We start from the raw sequence: 17,353 nt of genomic DNA, 5'->3' as shown, positions 1-17,353 counted from the left end.
CAAATAATGGTCATAGTATAAAATAAAATTGTTTATTTTTATTGTTATTTCATAAATTTTATATTATATTTATTAAATATATCTGCAGTTTATACAAAAAGGAAACCTAGCTAAGGAGGATTTTCATTATGGAATTTTTATTGTCAGGTGTCACAGCAATTACTTGGCAGCAGTTGGTTATGTATGGAATTGGTGGTTTATTAATCTACCTGGCCATAGTCAAAGGATTTGAACCTTCACTACTGCTGCCAATGGGGTTCGGAGCAATTCTCGTTAACCTTCCCTTGTCAGGGGTACTAAACCAGACCATTGAAGGAGTGGGGAATGTAAACGGAATAATCCAGTGGTTATTTGAGACTACCATTGAATCTTCTGAAGCTTTGCCAATTCTTTTGTTTATTGGAATTGGAGCTATGATCGATTTCGGACCACTGCTCTCCAATCCAAAAATGTTCTTATTCGGCGGTGCTGCACAGTTTGGTATCTTTTTTACTATATTGCTGGCGGTAATCTTTAATTTTGATCTAAATGATGCAGCTGCCATTGGTATTATCGGTGCTGCGGATGGTCCAACCTCTATTCTGGTTTCCCAGATCATGCACTCAAACTATATGGGAGCAATCGCAGTTGCTGCATATTCTTATATGGCACTGGTACCCATTGTACAACCGTTTGCAATCAGACTGGTTACTACAAAAAAGGAACGTATGATCCGGATGGAATATAATCCGGCATCAGTGACAAAATTAACCAGAATACTGTTTCCAATCATAGTTACCATAGTTGCGGGACTCATTGCACCCCAGTCTGTTGCACTGGTTGGCTTCCTTATGTTTGGAAATTTAATCAGAGAATGCGGCTGCCTGGGAAGTTTATCTGACACGGCACAGACCACGCTTGCTAACCTTATCACTTTGCTGCTTGGCATCACAATTTCCTTTAGTATGCAGGCGGAAGCATTTGTAAATGTCAATACTTTACTCATTATGCTGCTTGGATTAATTGCATTTGTTTTTGACTCTATCGGCGGCGTCTTATTTGCCAAGTTCCTGAATCTGTTTTTAAAGAAGAAAATCAATCCGATGGTTGGCGCTGCAGGAATCTCTGCTTTCCCTATGTCAGCCCGGGTCATTCAAAAAATGGGACTTAAGGAAGATCCTACCAATCATCTCCTGATGCATGCGATCAGCGCAAATGTAGCAGGCCAGATTGGTTCCGTTGTTGCAGGAGGCGTGGTTATAAATCTGGTTAGTCAGATTCTTAAGAATATGGGTTAGGTGAAAGGAGCTTTATTATGAATACACAAAATATAATTTACGCTTTAGAGATCATGGGAAAAGGTATGGCTTCCATATTTATAGTAATTGGAATCTTAACAGCAATTGTAGTCCTGCTCTCTAAGATTACTAATACATCTAAATTGAAACAGGACAACTCTGAAAAAGACTGATTATATTATTCTGTCGAACAAAAAGGCTTCTCACGCTGTGAGGAGCTTTTTTTGTGTTCATTTCATTCGGTTTTATAAAATGATTTGCAGTGCTCAGATCCCTATGCCGTATGTCCCAAAATCCAACTGATAACATACTATATATAGATACTATTGATTAACAATAATCTGCATCATTATTTAACTCAATTTAAACAAGGGGGATAACCATGGCTGATATTGCTCTACAATTGGAATTAAACAATTCCGTTAGCATAGAGGCTGGAAATAATGTTCTTTTTGACAGCACTGTCTTCGCTTCAGGAAATATAGTTTACGATCCTGCCACAGGTGTCATCACGTTTCTGTCAATAGGAAGATTTTCTATTGACTGGTGGCTGGCAACACAATCTTCTCAATCTACAAATGGAACTTCATTTGCACTTGTTACCTCACAAGGTGATTTTCTAAGAGGAAATTCTCCATTAAAAACTGGTGAAGTATATGGAGCTGGAATTATTGAAGTCGTCAGTGCTCCTGTTACTTTATCGTTAGAAAACATTAGCACAGGACTTGTGTATTTCTCTCCACAGGTTCCTTTAAAAGGTTCTATTGTTATAGTACAGGAAAATGCTACAGGTGATGGGTCTACTGGACCGACCGGGCCTACTGGGCCTACTGGAGATACTGGACCTACCGGGGCCACCGGAGCTACTGGACCTACTGGACCTACCGGAGCTACTGGACCTACCGGAGCTACTGGAGCTACTGGACCTACCGGAGCTACTGGACCTACCGGAGCTACTGGAGCTACTGGGGCTACTGGACCTACCGGAGCTACTGGACCCACCGGAGCTACTGGACCTACCGGGGCTACTGGGGCTACTGGATCTACCGGAGCTACTGGAGCTACTGGGCCGACCGGGCCTACTGGACCGACCGGAGCTGTTGGCCCAACCGGAGCTACTGGGCCGACCGGGCCTACTGGATCTACCGGAGCTACTGGCCCCACCGGAGCTACTGGACCTACCGGGCCTACTGGATCTACCGGAACTACTGGAGCTACTGGGCCGACCGGGCCTACTGGACCAACCGGAGCTGTTGGCCCAACCGGAGCTACTGGACCTATCGGGCCTACTGGATCTACCGGAGCTACTGGACCTACCGGGGCTATTGGACCTACCGGGCCTACTGGATCTACTGGAGCCGCAGGACCTACTGGAGCTACTGGAGCTACTGGACCCACCGGAGCTACTGGACCCACCGGGCCGACTGGATCTACCGGAGATACTGGACCCATCGGAGCTACTGGACCTACCGGAGCTACTGGGTCTACCGGAGTTGCTGGAGATACTGGACCCACCGGAGACACTGGACCCACCGGAGCTACTGGACCTACTGGCGCGACTGGGCCTACTGGTGATACCGGGCCTACTGGTGCGATTGGACCTACTGGTGTAACCGGACCTGCTGGTGATACTGGACCTACTGGTGATACCGGGCCTACTGGCGCGGCTGGGCCCACTGGCAATACCGGACCTACTGGCGATACTGGACCTACCGGGCCTATTGGCGTAACTGGACCTACTGGTGATACTGGGCCTACTGGCGATACTGGACCTACTGGTGATACTGGACCTACTGGCGATACTGGACCTACTGGTGATACTGGACCTACTGGTGATACTGGACCTACTGGCGATACTGGGCCTACTGGTGATACCGGACCGACTGGTGATACCGGACCTACTGGGCCTACTGGACCAACTGGCGACACGGGGCCTACTGGTGATACCGGACCCACCGGTGATGCCGGGCCTACTGGCGATACTGGACCTACTGGTGATACTGGACCTACTGGTGATGCCGGACCTACTGGGCCTACTGGACCTACTGGCGACACGGGGCCTACTGGTGATACCGGACCCACCGGTGATGCCGGGCCTACTGGCGATACTGGACCTACTGGCGATACTGGGCCTACTGGTGATACCGGGCACTACCGGTGATACCGGACCGACTGGCGATACTGGGCCTACTGGTGATACCGGACCTACCGGTGATACCGGACCGACTGGCGATACTGGGGCTACTGGACCTACTGGTGATACCGGACCTACTGGCGATACTGGGCCGACCGGCGACACCGGGGCTACTGGACCTACTGGTGATACCGGACCTACTGGCGATACTGGGCCTACCGGCGACACTGGACCGACCGGTGTGACCGGACCGACCGGCGATACTGGGCCTACTGGACCGGCAGGAGGGCCTACAGGCGATACTGGACCTACTGGTAATACCGGACCTACTGGCGATACCGGCACCTACTGGGCCTACTGGACCGACTGGGCCTACTGGACCTACTGGCGATACCGGGCCTGCTGGCGATACCGGGCCGTACTCAGCCGACCGGTGATACCGGAGCTACCGGTGATACCGGGCCTACTGGTGATACCGGGCCTACTGGGCACCTACTGGCGATACCGGGCCTACTGGTGATACCGGGCCGACTGGACCTACTGGCGATACCGGACCCGTACTGAGACCGACCGGTGATACCGGACCTACTGGCGATACCGGGCCTGCTGGACCTACTGGCGATACCGGACCGACTGGACTGACCGGGCCTACTGGTGATACTGGGCCTACCGGACCGACTGGCGATACCGGGCCTACCGGGCCTACTGGTGATACCGGACCGACTGGGCAAGTACTGGGCAGGTACTGGGCCTACTGGACCTACTGGCGATACCGGGCCTGCTGGCGATACCGGGCCTACTGAGCCGACCGGTGATACCGGGCAGGTACTGGGCCATACCGGTGATACCGGGCCCACTGGACCTACTGGCGATACCGGGCCTACTGGTGATACTGGGCCTACCGGGCACGACTGGCGATACCGGGCACTACTGGACCTACTGGCGATACCGGACCGACTGGTGATACTGGGCCTACCGGACCGACTGGCGATACCGGCAACTACTGGACCTACTGGCGATACCGGGCAGCTACTGGTGATACCGGGCCTACTGGTGATACTGGGCCTACCGGGCCGACTGGCGATACCGGGCCTACCGGGCCTACTGGTGATACCGGGCACCTACTGGACTGACCGGTGATACCGAGCCAACCGGGCCTACTGGACCTACTGGCGATACCGGCCCTACTGGTGATACCGGACCTACTGGTGATACCGGGCCTACTGGTGATACTGGGCCTACTGGTGATACTGGGCCTACCGGACCTACTGGCGATACTGGACCTACTGGCGATACCGAGCCGACCGGGCCTACTGGCGATACCGGCACCTACTGGTGATACCGGGACCTACTGGTGATACTGAGCCGACCGGGCCTACTGGACCTACTGGCGATACCGGGCCGACTGAGCCGACCGGTGATACTGGGCCTACTGGACCTACTGGTGATACCGGGCCTACTGGCGATACCGGGCCTATTGAGCCGACCGGTGATACCGGACCTACTGGACCTACTGGCGATACCGGACCGACCGGTGATACCGGGCCTGCTGGACCTACTGGCGATACCGGCCTACTGAGCCGACCGGTGATACCGGGCCTACTGAGCCGACCGGTGATACCGGGCCTACTGGACCGACTGGTGATACCGGGCCTACTGAGCCGACCGGTGATACCGGACCTACTGGACCTACTGGACCGACTGGCGATACCGGCCAGACTGGTGATACCGGACCGACTGGTGATACTGGGCCTACCGGACCAACTGGCGATACCGGCCTGCCGGGCCTACTGGTGATACCGGGCCTGCTGGGCAGTTGCTGGGCCTGCTGGACCGACTAGACCTACTGGCGATACCGGGCCTGCTGGCGATACCGGGCAGCTGCTGAGCCGACCGGTGATACCGGGCCCACTGGACCTACTGGCGATACCGGGCCTACTGGTGATACTGGGCCTACCGGGCAGACTGGCGATACCGGGCAGGTACTGGACCTACTGGCGATACCGGACCTACTGGTGATACTGGGCCTACTGGACCTACTGGGCCTACCGGGCACGTACTGGCGATACTGGACCTACTGGCGATACCGGGACCTACTGGTGATACTGGACCGACCGGGCCTACTGGTGATACCGGGCCTACTGGACCTACTGGCGATACCGGCACCTACTGGTGATACTCGAGCCGACCGGGCCTACTGGTGATACCGGGCCTACTGGACCTACTGGCGATACCGGACCGTACTGGTGATACTCAGCCAGACCGGGCCTACTGGTGATACCGGGCACGTACTGGTGATACCGGGCAGCTGGGCCAACTGGCGATACCGGACCTACTGGTGATACCGGGCCTACTGGACCATACTGGCGATACCGGACCGACCGGGCCTACTGGCGATACCGGACCTACTGGTGATACTGGACCTACAGGGCCTACTGGACCTACTGGCGATACCGGACCGACCGGTGATACCGGGCAGCTACTGGGCCTACTGGCGATACCGGGCCTACTGGTGATACCGGGCCGACTGGACCTACTGGCGATACCGGGCCTACTGGGCCGGACCGGTGATACTGGGCCTACTGGACCGACTGGTGATACCGGACCTACTGGCGATACCGGACCTACTGGACCGACCGGTGATACCGGGCCGACTGGACCTACTGGTGATACCGGACCGACTGGACCGACTGGTGATACCGGACCTACTGGACCTACTGGCGATACCGGACCGACCGGACCTACTGGCGATACCGGGCCGACTGGACCTACTGGTGATACCGGACCTACTGGACCTACTGGCGATACCGGACCTACTGGACCTACTGGCGATACCGGACCGACCGGGCCTACTGGCGATACCGGACCGACTGGACCGACCGGCGATACCGGGCCGACTGGACCGACTGGCGATACCGGACCTGCTGCCGGTGCATTAGCCTTTGCTAACACACCCGGAACGATAGCTGTGTTCCCGCCTCTAAACACAGAGGTAACGGTTGCGTCAACATCAACTCCAGTTACTGCCGGCAACAATATAAAAGTTGACTATGGAATTGATTTACAAAATGTAACATCTGCTGCTTACAGTTATACTACTGAATTTAGATTATACAGAGATGGAACTTTAATAGACACAAGAACTTCAAGTTTCAGTGGTTCAATTGCAGCTACGCAAGATACAGCAATCGCTAATACTTTTGTTGATACTGCTCCTTCTACTATTACTTCAACCTATGAATTAAGAGTAATATACACTGCTGCTACGAATATCACAAACGCAAATGTTATTAATAGAAATCTGAACTTAATCGTATTCCAGTAAACAAAATCTCTTACGAAAGTATTATTACCAACAAAATGTGACATTCAACAGGCCAATTTACTGATCGTGTCCATTGTCAACCAAGTTTTTTCTAACAAACTTGCAACTAATCACATATGATATGTTATAAAGGATTGAAAAAGCCCTTTATAATACAATTCACATCTACAAGACATCATACAAGTAAAAAAATTACACCTTGACAGGAGGGAGTTATAATGAGTAATTGTAGAGATTGGGACAGAAACCACTGTGGTTGTGGTGGTTGCGGCGGGGGCTGTGTAGGCCCAGTCGGACCACAGGGACCTAGAGGCTGCCCAGGCCCAACCGGGCCACAAGGACCTAGAGGATTCCAGGGTCCAACCGGACCTACTGGACCTCAGGGTATTCCAGGGCCTGATGGTCCTAGAGGACCACAAGGACCGCAGGGTCCTGTAGGACCAGCAAGGACCGCAGGGTATTCAGGGTCCAGTTGGACCTACTGGACCTACTGGTGCTACTGGTGCTACTGGTGCTACTGGCGCTACCGGACCTACTGGACCTACTGGCGCTACTGGTGCTACTGGCGCTACCGGTGCTACCGGACCTACTGGCGCTACTGGCGCTACCGGTGCTACTGGCGCTACCGGACCTGCCGGGCCTACCGGACCTACTGGCGCTACTGGCGCTACCGGTGCTACCGGACCTACCGGACCTACCGGCACCTACTGGTGCTACTGGTGCTACTGGCGCTACCGGTGCTACCGGACCTACTGGCGCTACCGGCGCTACTGGCGCTACCGGACCTACCGGACCTGCCGGACCTACCGGACCTACCGGTGCTACTGGTGCTACTGGCGCTACCGGACCTACAGGGCCTACTGGACCTACCGGTGCTACTGGCGCTACTGGTGCTACCGGACACTACCGGACCTACCGGCGCTACCGGCGCTACCGGACCTACAGGGCCTACTGGACCTACCGGTGCTACTGGCGCTACTGGTGCTACCGGACCTACCGGAGATACTGGACCTATCGGACCTACCCGGACCTACCGGACCTACCGGACCTACTGGTGCTACCGGTGCTACCGGACCTACCGGAGATACTGGACCTATCGGACCTACCGGACCTACCGGCACCTACTGGCGCTACTGGTGCTACCGGACCTACCGGAGATACTGGACCTATCGGACCTACCGAGCCTACCGGACCTACTGGTGCAGCTGGACCTGGTGCTCAGCTAAGAGGCCTGGAAGTACTGTTAAATACAGGAACAACTGTTGCAGATGGCAGCCCTGTCATCTTTAATACAGTGGTAAATGACCAAAGTTTAAATATTTCTTATAATACAGTTACAGGTGTCGCAACCATTACAGCCACAGGTATCTATTATGTTTCCTGGTGGATCTCAACAGATGGTGCCGGACCTTCCACTTATGTTGAATTCTCAACTCAGATAAATGGCAGCGGAGGAATTCCTGCGGATTCACCAATCGTTACTGGTCAGCTTAATGGTTCTGCATTAGTGACAGTAGGTGCAGTTCCTGCTACCGTACAAATCATCAATACAACTGGTCAGACTGTATTCTACGGTACAACTCCGGTTATCGCTCATATGATAATCCTTGAAGTCTCTGTATTGTAATAGATCTTAAACCACAAAAAGCGCCGGTGCAAAAACCGGCGCTTTTTCTATCACATAAGCGGTGCAAATAGCCTGAGTGCCCGCCCCGCAAATCTTTCATACCAAGGATCATTTGGTATGTCTTCTAACAAAACCCTTCTGCATAAAGACAGGGTTTCCTGATAATCCCGTTCCACATCCCGGATTACTTCATTGCGGTACAGATACGTTCCACATTCAAAATGAAGATACAGGCTTCGAAAATCCAAATTAATTGTACCAACTGCTGCTTTTGTATCATCACTTGTAAAGACTTTTGCATGCATGAACCCCGGAGTATATTCCCATATTTTAACGCCTGCCCGAATCAGCTCTCCATAGTGTGATTTAGCAAGCAGAAAAGCATATTTTTTATCGGGGATATGCGGGAGGATAATGGAAACATCCACCCCTCTTTTCGCAGCAAATGTCAGAGCTTTCACCATCTCATAATCAAGAATCAGATAGGGAGTCATAATATGAACATAATACCTGGCATTATTAATAATATCCAGGTAAACCTCTTCTCCAACCGATTCCTTATCAAGAGGACTGTCTCCATAGGGAATCACAAATCCTTCCATATTAAGTTCCAGGGGATAAAAATACTCGGGGTCTCTTAAATAATCTTCATATTTCTCCGGTTCCTTCTCAGATATATTCCACATTTGAAGAAACATCATAGTAAAGCTGGTGACGGCATCTCCTTTGAGCATAATTCCTGTGTCTTTCCAATGACCAAACCTTACTTTTCTGTTGATATATTCGTCTGCCAGGTTTATCCCACCTGTAAAAGCAGTATGTCCGTCTATCACAAGGATTTTTCTATGATCCCTGTTATTCTGATAACTGGATAGCACTGGCCTGATTGGTGAAAAAACTTTTGCCTTCAGCCCCTTGTCCTGAAGTATTTTAATATAATTATATGGAAGAACCGTGAACGAACCCATTCCATCATACATAATCCGTACTTCTACCCCTTCTCTGCTTTTTGATTCCAGCAGTTCCAGTATAGAATCCCACATTTCCCCTCTTTCGATAATGAAAAATTCCAGAAAGATAAATCTCTTTGCCTCAGCTATCTCCCGTTTCATAGCTTCAAACATTCCTTCTCCCAAAGGATAGTACTGTGCGTTGGTATTTCCATAGGTTGGATAATGACCATATTCTTTGATATAATGTGCCAGATTTGCATTTCTCCTGCTGACTTTTAATAAACGTTCCATAACCCTGGGATTCTGATGCAGATAGCACTCCGTCTCATCCATGCTGGACTTTAACTTCTTCTCCATTAACCGTTCAATAATCTGTAATTCCACCAGCATATAAAAAAAGGTTCCAAAAACAGGAACTGCTGTTACAGGTACCATCCAGCTCATTTTAAAACTGGGATTCTCTTCTTTATTTAAAATATAAATGATAACCAGTGCGCTAAGTAATGTAACTGCACCATAAAAATACGCCAGATAAAAGCTCAGAAAGCGGTATGCTGCTGCTAAAACCAGAATCTGTATCACAAGTGAAATAACCGCAAACATAGACCTTCCAAAAATAATCCTAAGCATCTTTTTGATACGACCCATCCTCTGTACCTCCACTCCGCCAATTTGTTTCTTTACATGGTTCATATTATACCGCCTGACCAGGTATCTTGCAACTATTTGCCAAACAGTCCACGGAACAAATAAGTTTTATTGAAATTCCCACTTATTTACAGTATAATGCTTAGTAATAAAAATTATCAAAAGGAGAATATCTATGGAAAAATCCAAGGTTTATTACACAAACTTTCATACCACTTTCCGTGAAAACCTTCCTCAAAAACTTGCCCGGCTTATTAAAACAGCCGGTATGTCTGAGCAAATTGATTTCCAGAATAAATATACCGCAGTAAAAATCCATTTTGGAGAACTGGGCAACTTATCATTTTTACGCCCTAATTACGCAAAGGTAGTGGTTGATTTAATTAAAGAAGCTGGCGGAAAACCATTTTTAACCGATTGCAACACCTTATATGTGGGAAGCAGGAAGAACGCCCTGGATCATCTGGATACTGCCTATGAAAATGGATTTTCACCATTTTCCACCGGCTGCCATGTTCTGATTGCCGATGGTCTGAAGGGAACAGATGAAACTCTGGTTCCAATTAACGGAGATTACATTAAAGAAGCTAAAATCGGACGGGCAGTTATGGATGCTGATGTTTTCATATCACTCACACATTTTAAAGGACATGAAAGCACAGGTTTTGGAGGAACTTTAAAAAACATCGGAATGGGTTGTGGTTCAAGAGCTGGAAAAATGGAGATGCATAACGCCGGTAAGCCTCATGTAACCGAAGAAACATGCATCGGCTGTCATGCCTGTGAGAAAAATTGTGCCCATGATGCTTTTTCATTTGAAAACAAAAAAGCCATGATTAACAGCAACAAATGTGTCAGCTGCGGCCGTTGCATTGGCGTTTGCCCGGTAGATGCCATTGAATCTGATTGTGATGAATCAAACGATATTTTAAACTGTAAAATAGCGGAATATACACAGGCAGTACTAAAGGATCGTCCCAACTTTCATATCAGCCTTGTGATGGATGTTTCCCCTTACTGCGACTGTCACTCAGAAAATGACATCCCAATCATTCCGGATGTGGGAATGTTCGCCTCCTTCGATCCCATCGCACTGGATGTTGCATGTGCAGATGCAGTAAATAAGCAGCCGGTTATGGCAGGAAGTATTCTTGAGAAGCACGGCAGCCATCACCATGATCATTTTAAAGATACCCACCCTACTACAAACTGGAAATCTTCCATTGAACACGGGGTAAAAATAGGACTTGGCAGCGCTGAATATGAATTAATTTCAATATAAGGATCCAAAAAGAGAGAGGTTTACAAAAACCTCTCTCTTCTCTCTTAATCAGACCACCCCATATGATAGATTCCATCTTCACTGAGAGGGACTTTATCCCTTCCGATCTGCCATACTGAAATCTCACTGTTGTTGACCTTTTTTTCAGAAACATCTTTGGCTATAATCAGCTGAGGCCAAACATAGGTGGTGTCTACCTCTTTTCCATCAAGACATACTTTCGAATAAGGAGTAAAATTCTCACCATAAATCAACAGGTTAAAATCATTGTAAACCACTCTATCGATTTTTATTTTATCAATTCCCATCTTTAAATCAGTTTTCTGATAAGGACTATCTCCCCCATATACTTTATGCTCTCCATAAAGGATATCATACTCCAGATTTTTCATGTCCTCCAGATAGCTCTCCTCATTGGTATTTTCCCCATTTAAATATTTTTGATGAAACCGGATCATGGTTCCTTCGTGAATATTCAGCATATTAAGAACATGAGAAGAAAGCTGATAAGCCTCCACATCCTTTTTAACTACAGGCAGATTCATGTTATTCCAGATAACGTATTCTGTCTGAAACAGGGAGTGATTCTTCATCTCATCCTCACTCCATTCAAAACCTGGAAGATGATCTCCATACATCACCAGTACGATGGGTTCTTTGCGGGTTCTTAACGTATTAACAAGAGAACGGATAAACTGATCCATTTCATTAATCTGCTGGCAGTAATATTCAAAATTTGGATACTTTCCATGTCCCTGTACCGATATGGTATAGATATAATCCGGACCTGGCGTAGAATCCAGGGTCTTTATAATCTCGCCAGTTAAAATTTTATCCTTACACCACCCAGTGGGATTGCGCTCAATATTGTTCATATACTCAATAGGAGTAAAGGTATCAAATCCAAGCTGAGCAAATACCCGGTTTCTGTCATAAAAAGTGGCTTCGTTATTATGAATGGTATGAGCCGTATATCCCAGATTTTTCAAATCAAAGGCAGTGCTTTCACAGGAGGTTTTTTTAAGAACTGTCTTATACGGATATTCGCCCGGGCCGAAAAAGTCCAGATTCATACCGGTTATGTTTTCAAACTCTGTGTTGGCAGTACCTGCTCCAACAGAAGGAACGCTTAAATATCCCCCTGGATAATTTTTTTGAAGCTGATGGAAAAATGGAATGGGATCATAATCCACCGGATTGTTTTTCCACAAAGAAGGGTCAAAAAACGATTCCAGCTGAATAAAAATTACATTGGGTTTTGTGTTTTCCGTAATTGCATAGGTGTTTTCAGGCACCAGTTCCTCCGACTGAATGGTTTCCAATGTTTCAGACCCATATCCTTCCGGCTTTGCTATCCCGGTATTAAATACGGAATTGGAAAAACAGTATGGGAATCCGTATGATCGAAAGCCTTGTCCGATGTTGCCAAAATGAACCGCTACCAGTCCGTACTTCATGGCACCGCTTGTAATACCAAGTACCAGTGCAGTACTTAAAAAAATGATAGCCAATCCATGACTCAGCCTGGTTTTTTCCTGACTGACCGGTGCTTTTTTCCAGACTCCCACTAATAAGATAAATGCCAGTACACCAGCGCACATCATGAGAATAATCTGCATCCAGGTAAAGTAAACGGTAGCAAGACTTATGGCATACTTCACAAGACGCAGATCGGCTGCCGTAAAGGGAGTTGTACGGAAGATCAGAAGAATACCGTTTACAATCCCCATAAAAATCCATAGAAAAGTAATTAAGATACAGGCAAATGCTTTTCGCCTTGTAATAAACATAATCGTAAAGGGAAGAAAAATAATTAAAGTATTAAGCATAAAGATAAAAAAACTATTCCCTATATAAGAACCCAGATTCAACAGCGACTTCCGGCTGGCCAGCTCTATCACCATATTAATACCTGCAGAAAGAGCTAAAAGCTTCCAAAGCCATCTGAAATAAACTTTCATTGTATACCTCATCTTCTATGCACATTTGCGAACCGGGTTTAGTCTACCACATTTTACAGCAAATTTACATACCTTTTTTTAAAAATAAGCACAAATAAACATAAAAAAGAGCCGGATTAAATCCGGCCCTCCATAATCATTCCTGTTCTTCCGTAGGTTCAAACACATCATCATTCACAGCGTTAATGCCAGCAGTTGCATTCACTTCCTCTGCTGAGGTAGTCTGCTCCTTCTCATCCATCTCTTCTGAATCAGGATCAGCTGCTGCCTCTTTCACAGGTGCACCGCACTTTCCGCAATACAGAGAGCTTTTGGGAACCTTTGCTCCACATTCCGCGCAGATACGGCTGCCTTCGCTTTGGGTCAATTCAATCTCCAGGGCGGCAATTCTTGCCCGGCTGGCTCTGACAGCTTCATAAGCTTTGGTATAAGCTTCCTTAGGCTCACTGTTGTCTTCATAATACAGTTTTCCAATGACTGCATAAGCTTCTTCCAGCTTGGTTTTCTCTGCACCGATCTGTGTCTTTAGCTGTATCGTCTCAGTCAATGCTTTCGCCTTCGTTGCAACCTCTTTGCCGGTATCACTAAGTGTCTTTCCCAGCTCTTCAAAAAATGCCATCCGTGATTCCTCCTTTGACTTTTGCTCCTACCATTGTAACTTTATTGGAAGAAAAAGTCAATGAAAGACTGTTATTACAATTCCTGTTTATGGCTTTAGTGCTTCTCTTACAGAATCAGGAAGCTGCTTAAGAGGTACAATATACTGAATCTCACTGCGATTGCCCAATGCACTGCTGACAGCAGAAAAACTGATACGATCTGTATTCCAGATACCAAATGGGTTCATGCCTGCATATTCATCAATCGCGGCCTGACTCATAATCTGAGCAATTAACTGGGGATCTGAAACAGTATAGTATTGAGAACTGCTGCTTTCATAAGGTTCCTTATCATACTTAGATAACTGACTTAAATCAAAGCTGATTTCTTTAATTTCTTCATAGGAATTCCAGCTATCTACATCCAGCTGGCATTCTCTTAATAAATTCATAGTATTTGTAAAGGAAGGATAGATGGGGTAATATCCTCTGGAAGTCAGATCACTATACTGCCAGGAATTCTGGTTTCCCTCTCTCTTACTGTCTGCTTCAGCCTGAATCTTTGTCATAAACTGAATGGAGGCAACCGGATTTTCTTTGCTCATAGTCTCAACTTTCAACTGACTTAAATCAGTCTGATATGCAAGAAGGAGTTTTTCCGTCATAGCCTTATCTGTACCATTTTTGTCACGGCTTATAATACTTGACTGTGATCCTCTGCTGACTCTCACTGCAGATGTATTCTCAGTAGTCTGACTGAAAATAGGATATATTGCCTGAATGAAGTCCTGATCTTCGTATAGCTGGGACAGTTCCTCTTTTACCTCTGAATTTTTCAGGGAATAGCTGCGATATACATTTTTTCCGTTCTTAAGGGTATATTTTACAGAGAAATCACAACTCCTGTCTGATTCATCCCAATCGTTATCAGGTAATCTATCCCAATTTTTGCCCCTGTTGTATTCAACCGCCTTTTTAACCATAGACAGCGCCGGTGCTTTATTCTCCAGCTTCATATGGCTGAAGATATAATCATCTCCACTTTGATATTCCCATTGATAATCTTGTGTGATATCCCGCACTGCATCACCATATGAAACCCAATTGTTATCATTATTCAAGGATATCGCCATGGAATCTATGGAATTTTCCGAAGGGATATAACTGTCATATCCAAACAGATCCATTTGAAAACTACCAAATATTACTGCCGCTACAAGAGCTGAGGCAATCATCTGCTTCCAGTTTGAAAATAATTTTCTAAAGTCAAAGTGGTATATGATTTCAATGACACAATGAGATAAAAACATGCCACAAAGCAAACCAAATACCGCCCACCCCATATCAGAGCGGATAGTCCAGAAAACAAAGCATCCGGAAAGGGAAGATAAAACAACAATGGGAATCCGAATAATCGGCATACTGATTTTAAATGCCATTGCCTTTTTTGCAGACTCAGACCCTCTTTTTCTATATAAAAACAGACAAAGAAAGGTGAATATAACAAACAAGACAGATACAATTATAATCTGAGAAACTAATTCAGCTCCCAGTCTCCCGCCATTATCAAGTGCAACATTATAAATAAATATCGCGTATGGAGAAGATTTGACCAGAAACGGGCGGAACAGTTCTTCTCCGCTTCTATAGCTGGTATGAAAAAAGTATCCATAACACCCCTGTAAAACAATCAGTAAAATTGTAAAATAACCTTCGAAAACCGCTGTGCCAAAGATACCTACAATCACGCTTCCTGTCATAATCATCGCCAGCACTGTAACAGCGTAGATCATGGCATAATGAAGCATAAAAAGCAGATATCCAGAAATAACTGAACCCATAAGTTGAGAAGGTGATATACCATAAGCTGTAGTAACACCCAGGGTAAGAATTAAATTAACCCCATATACAACTGCCACAATCAGTATACCATTGAGATAGTTGGCCCAGAATAAGTGTTTTCTGTTTACTGGAATACCATGATAGAAGTCAACCTTCTGCCTGGAGTGAAGATAGGAAAAACTTGTAACCCCCATCACAATAGATAAAGCAATCATCAAAAAGGTAATAAAACCATTCTGAAATCCCATTAAATGCCTTAGTTGAGAGTGTATGGTAGTTAAGGTTTCCTCTTGTTTCAAGAATTCTCCAACTGCCATAGCTATTGTAACCGGGAGTGAGAAGAAAAACATCAGAAAAGCAAGAGTCACCGCCCAAAGTCTGCGCTTCACATCTTCCTGTATCAGTCTAAAAAATAAGCTTTTTGATGTCATATCCTGCCACCTCCGTTTCACTAATAAATATTTCTTCCAACGACAATGGAATAATCTCATAGAAGACCGGCTGGAAAGATTCCATCATTCCAACAACATCTTCCCTGGTTCCCCGCACTGTCATGGTATAAAGCTTTCCTCTCGTCTCCGTCTTAATCCGGTCTAAAGATACCAGATCCGCATCTGTCATACCATCTTTTAAAACACACTGAACCTTATGAATATTCAGCTTTAAATCATCCAAATCCTTGGAGAGCAAAATGCCTCCTCTATGGAGCAGTCCTACATGGTCACATATATCTTCCAGCTCCCTTAAATTGTGAGAGGCGATAATGGGAGTTAAATTTCTTTCCGCCATATCATTGGCAAAAATACTTTTTACTGCCTGGCGCATAACCGGATCCAGACCGTCAAATGTCTCATCACAGAATAAATAATCTGTGTTGGCACTAATGCCGCAGGCTACTGACAGCTGCTTCTTCATACCCTTTGAAAAGGTATGTACCTTTCTTCTCATTTCCAACCCAAAATTACCGATCAGACTTTCAAAGCGCTTCCGGTCAAATTCCGGATAAACTTTACTGTAAAATTCCATCATATCCTGGGGAGTTGCATTATTAAAATAATACTGATCATCTGAAATATAGAAAAATCTCTTCTTCACATTCTCATTTTCAAAGACAGCCTCTCCATCTATAGTCACAGTTCCCTCATCTGGTTTTAAAATTCCGCTTAGCAGCCTTAAAAAAGTGCTCTTGCCAGCGCCATTGGTACCGATGAGACCAAATACATTCCCGTCCTTTATCTCAGCACTTACATGATCCAGTGCCATGATATTATCAAATTGTTTTGTCAGATTTTCTGCCTTAATCATTCCTTCACTCCTCCCCCTGATCCGTTTTCTTCATAAATCCATTCCTCTGCCAGCCACGAATGGGCTTTATCCTCTTTTATTCCAGCCCGCTTTGCCTCTTCCACCCAGTCCCCCAGCTTATTCTTTAATTCACTGGTTTTAAGAGCACGGATAGAGCTGGTATCTGCAACAAAACTGCCTCTTCCTTTCACGGAATAAATAAAACCTCTCCTCTCAAGCTCCATATAAGCTCTCTGTATGGTATTGGGATTGATGGATAAATCTGTAGCCAGACTTCTAACCGAAGGCAACTGGCTGTCTTGTTCCAATACTCCGCAAATCATAAGGTCTTTTAATTTTTCCACTATCTGTTCATAGATAGGTCTGCGATCTTTATAATCAAGCAGAATCATAATTCACC

The 17,353-nt window shown here is 46.6% G+C and carries 10 protein-coding genes and 3 pseudogenes; 7 read left to right on the top strand and 6 right to left on the bottom strand.

Annotated features, from left to right (window positions below):
* Positions 1–128 precede the first annotated feature (128 nt).
* The 6 genes and pseudogenes from ACOAOT_RS07695 to ACOAOT_RS07665 all read left to right on the top strand — a co-directional run.
* Positions 129–1,277 (top strand): sodium ion-translocating decarboxylase subunit beta, encoded by a 1,149-nt coding sequence (locus tag ACOAOT_RS07695; RefSeq protein ID WP_420216445.1) that lies wholly within the window; start codon positions 129–131, stop codon positions 1,275–1,277.
* Between the two features lie 17 nt (positions 1,278–1,294).
* A complete protein-coding gene (locus ACOAOT_RS07690; protein WP_170072229.1) occupies positions 1,295–1,450 on the top strand; it encodes an OadG-related small transporter subunit in 156 nt (51 codons plus the stop codon).
* A gap of 209 nt (positions 1,451–1,659) precedes the next feature.
* Positions 1,660–3,438, top strand: a complete 1,779-nt coding sequence (locus ACOAOT_RS07685) for a hypothetical protein (protein ID WP_420216444.1) — start codon at positions 1,660–1,662, stop codon at positions 3,436–3,438.
* Between the two features lie 145 nt (positions 3,439–3,583).
* Positions 3,584–5,218 (top strand): annotated as a pseudogene (locus tag ACOAOT_RS07680) (collagen-like domain-containing protein); the annotation flags it as partial.
* 536 nt (positions 5,219–5,754) lie between these two features.
* Positions 5,755–6,334: pseudogene (locus ACOAOT_RS25230) on the top strand (collagen-like domain-containing protein); the annotation flags it as partial.
* A gap of 620 nt (positions 6,335–6,954) precedes the next feature.
* Positions 6,955–7,637 (top strand): annotated as a pseudogene (locus ACOAOT_RS07665) (collagen-like protein); the annotation flags it as partial.
* Between the two features lie 776 nt (positions 7,638–8,413).
* Here the strand turns inward: ACOAOT_RS07665 and cls are convergent.
* Positions 8,414–9,964 carry a cardiolipin synthase gene (cls, locus tag ACOAOT_RS07660; RefSeq protein WP_420216442.1) on the bottom strand — a complete coding sequence of 517 codons (1,551 nt, stop codon included), beginning with the start codon at positions 9,962–9,964 and terminating at the stop codon, positions 8,414–8,416.
* Positions 9,965–10,139: 175 nt separating this feature from the next.
* Here cls and ACOAOT_RS07655 point away from each other — a divergent pair, with 175 nt between their 5' ends.
* The gene (locus ACOAOT_RS07655; RefSeq protein WP_420216441.1) at positions 10,140–11,246 is read left to right on the top strand and encodes a DUF362 domain-containing protein; all 1,107 of its coding nucleotides are present in this window, start codon (positions 10,140–10,142) and stop codon (positions 11,244–11,246) included.
* 44 nt (positions 11,247–11,290) lie between these two features.
* On the opposite strand, the gene ACOAOT_RS07650 is transcribed toward ACOAOT_RS07655, so the two are convergent.
* The 5 genes from ACOAOT_RS07650 to ACOAOT_RS07630 all read right to left on the bottom strand — a co-directional run bounded on the left by ACOAOT_RS07650 (position 11,291) and on the right by ACOAOT_RS07630 (position 17,345).
* A complete protein-coding gene (locus ACOAOT_RS07650; protein WP_420216440.1) occupies positions 11,291–13,207 on the bottom strand; it encodes an LTA synthase family protein in 1,917 nt (638 codons plus the stop codon).
* Positions 13,208–13,343: 136 nt separating this feature from the next.
* A complete protein-coding gene (locus ACOAOT_RS07645; RefSeq protein WP_420216439.1) occupies positions 13,344–13,826 on the bottom strand; it encodes a zinc-ribbon domain-containing protein in 483 nt (160 codons plus the stop codon).
* 87 nt (positions 13,827–13,913) lie between these two features.
* Positions 13,914–16,079, bottom strand: coding sequence for a DUF6449 domain-containing protein (locus ACOAOT_RS07640; protein ID WP_420216438.1), 2,166 nt, complete (start codon positions 16,077–16,079; stop codon positions 13,914–13,916).
* Positions 16,054–16,953, bottom strand: a complete 900-nt coding sequence (locus ACOAOT_RS07635) for an ABC transporter ATP-binding protein (protein ID WP_420216437.1) — start codon at positions 16,951–16,953, stop codon at positions 16,054–16,056. Before ACOAOT_RS07635 ends, ACOAOT_RS07640 begins: the two co-directional genes overlap by 26 nt.
* Positions 16,950–17,345 (bottom strand): GntR family transcriptional regulator, encoded by a 396-nt coding sequence (locus tag ACOAOT_RS07630; protein ID WP_349669787.1) that lies wholly within the window; start codon positions 17,343–17,345, stop codon positions 16,950–16,952. Before ACOAOT_RS07630 ends, ACOAOT_RS07635 begins: the two co-directional genes overlap by 4 nt.
* Positions 17,346–17,353 lie beyond the last annotated feature (8 nt).

The sequence above is a fragment of the Lacrimispora struthionigena genome (assembly GCF_048627165.1).
GTDB lineage: Bacteria > Bacillota > Clostridia > Lachnospirales > Lachnospiraceae > Lacrimispora.
Note: the sequence above shows the minus strand (reverse complement) of the source record. Positions and strands in the feature narration are given on the sequence as shown.

Coding starts and splice junctions, on each gene's coding strand:
- ACOAOT_RS07635 (WP_420216437.1), bottom strand. CDS start 16,953: ATGATTAAGGCAGAAAATCTGACAAAACAATTTGATAATATCATGGCA.
- ACOAOT_RS07695 (WP_420216445.1), top strand. CDS start 129: ATGGAATTTTTATTGTCAGGTGTCACAGCAATTACTTGGCAGCAGTTG.
- ACOAOT_RS07640 (WP_420216438.1), bottom strand. CDS start 16,079: ATGACATCAAAAAGCTTATTTTTTAGACTGATACAGGAAGATGTGAAG.
- ACOAOT_RS07630 (WP_349669787.1), bottom strand. CDS start 17,345: ATGATTCTGCTTGATTATAAAGATCGCAGACCTATCTATGAACAGATA.
- ACOAOT_RS07685 (WP_420216444.1), top strand. CDS start 1,660: ATGGCTGATATTGCTCTACAATTGGAATTAAACAATTCCGTTAGCATA.
- ACOAOT_RS07690 (WP_170072229.1), top strand. CDS start 1,295: ATGAATACACAAAATATAATTTACGCTTTAGAGATCATGGGAAAAGGT.
- ACOAOT_RS07645 (WP_420216439.1), bottom strand. CDS start 13,826: ATGGCATTTTTTGAAGAGCTGGGAAAGACACTTAGTGATACCGGCAAA.
- ACOAOT_RS07650 (WP_420216440.1), bottom strand. CDS start 13,207: ATGAAAGTTTATTTCAGATGGCTTTGGAAGCTTTTAGCTCTTTCTGCA.
- ACOAOT_RS07655 (WP_420216441.1), top strand. CDS start 10,140: ATGGAAAAATCCAAGGTTTATTACACAAACTTTCATACCACTTTCCGT.
- cls (WP_420216442.1), bottom strand. CDS start 9,964: ATGGGTCGTATCAAAAAGATGCTTAGGATTATTTTTGGAAGGTCTATG.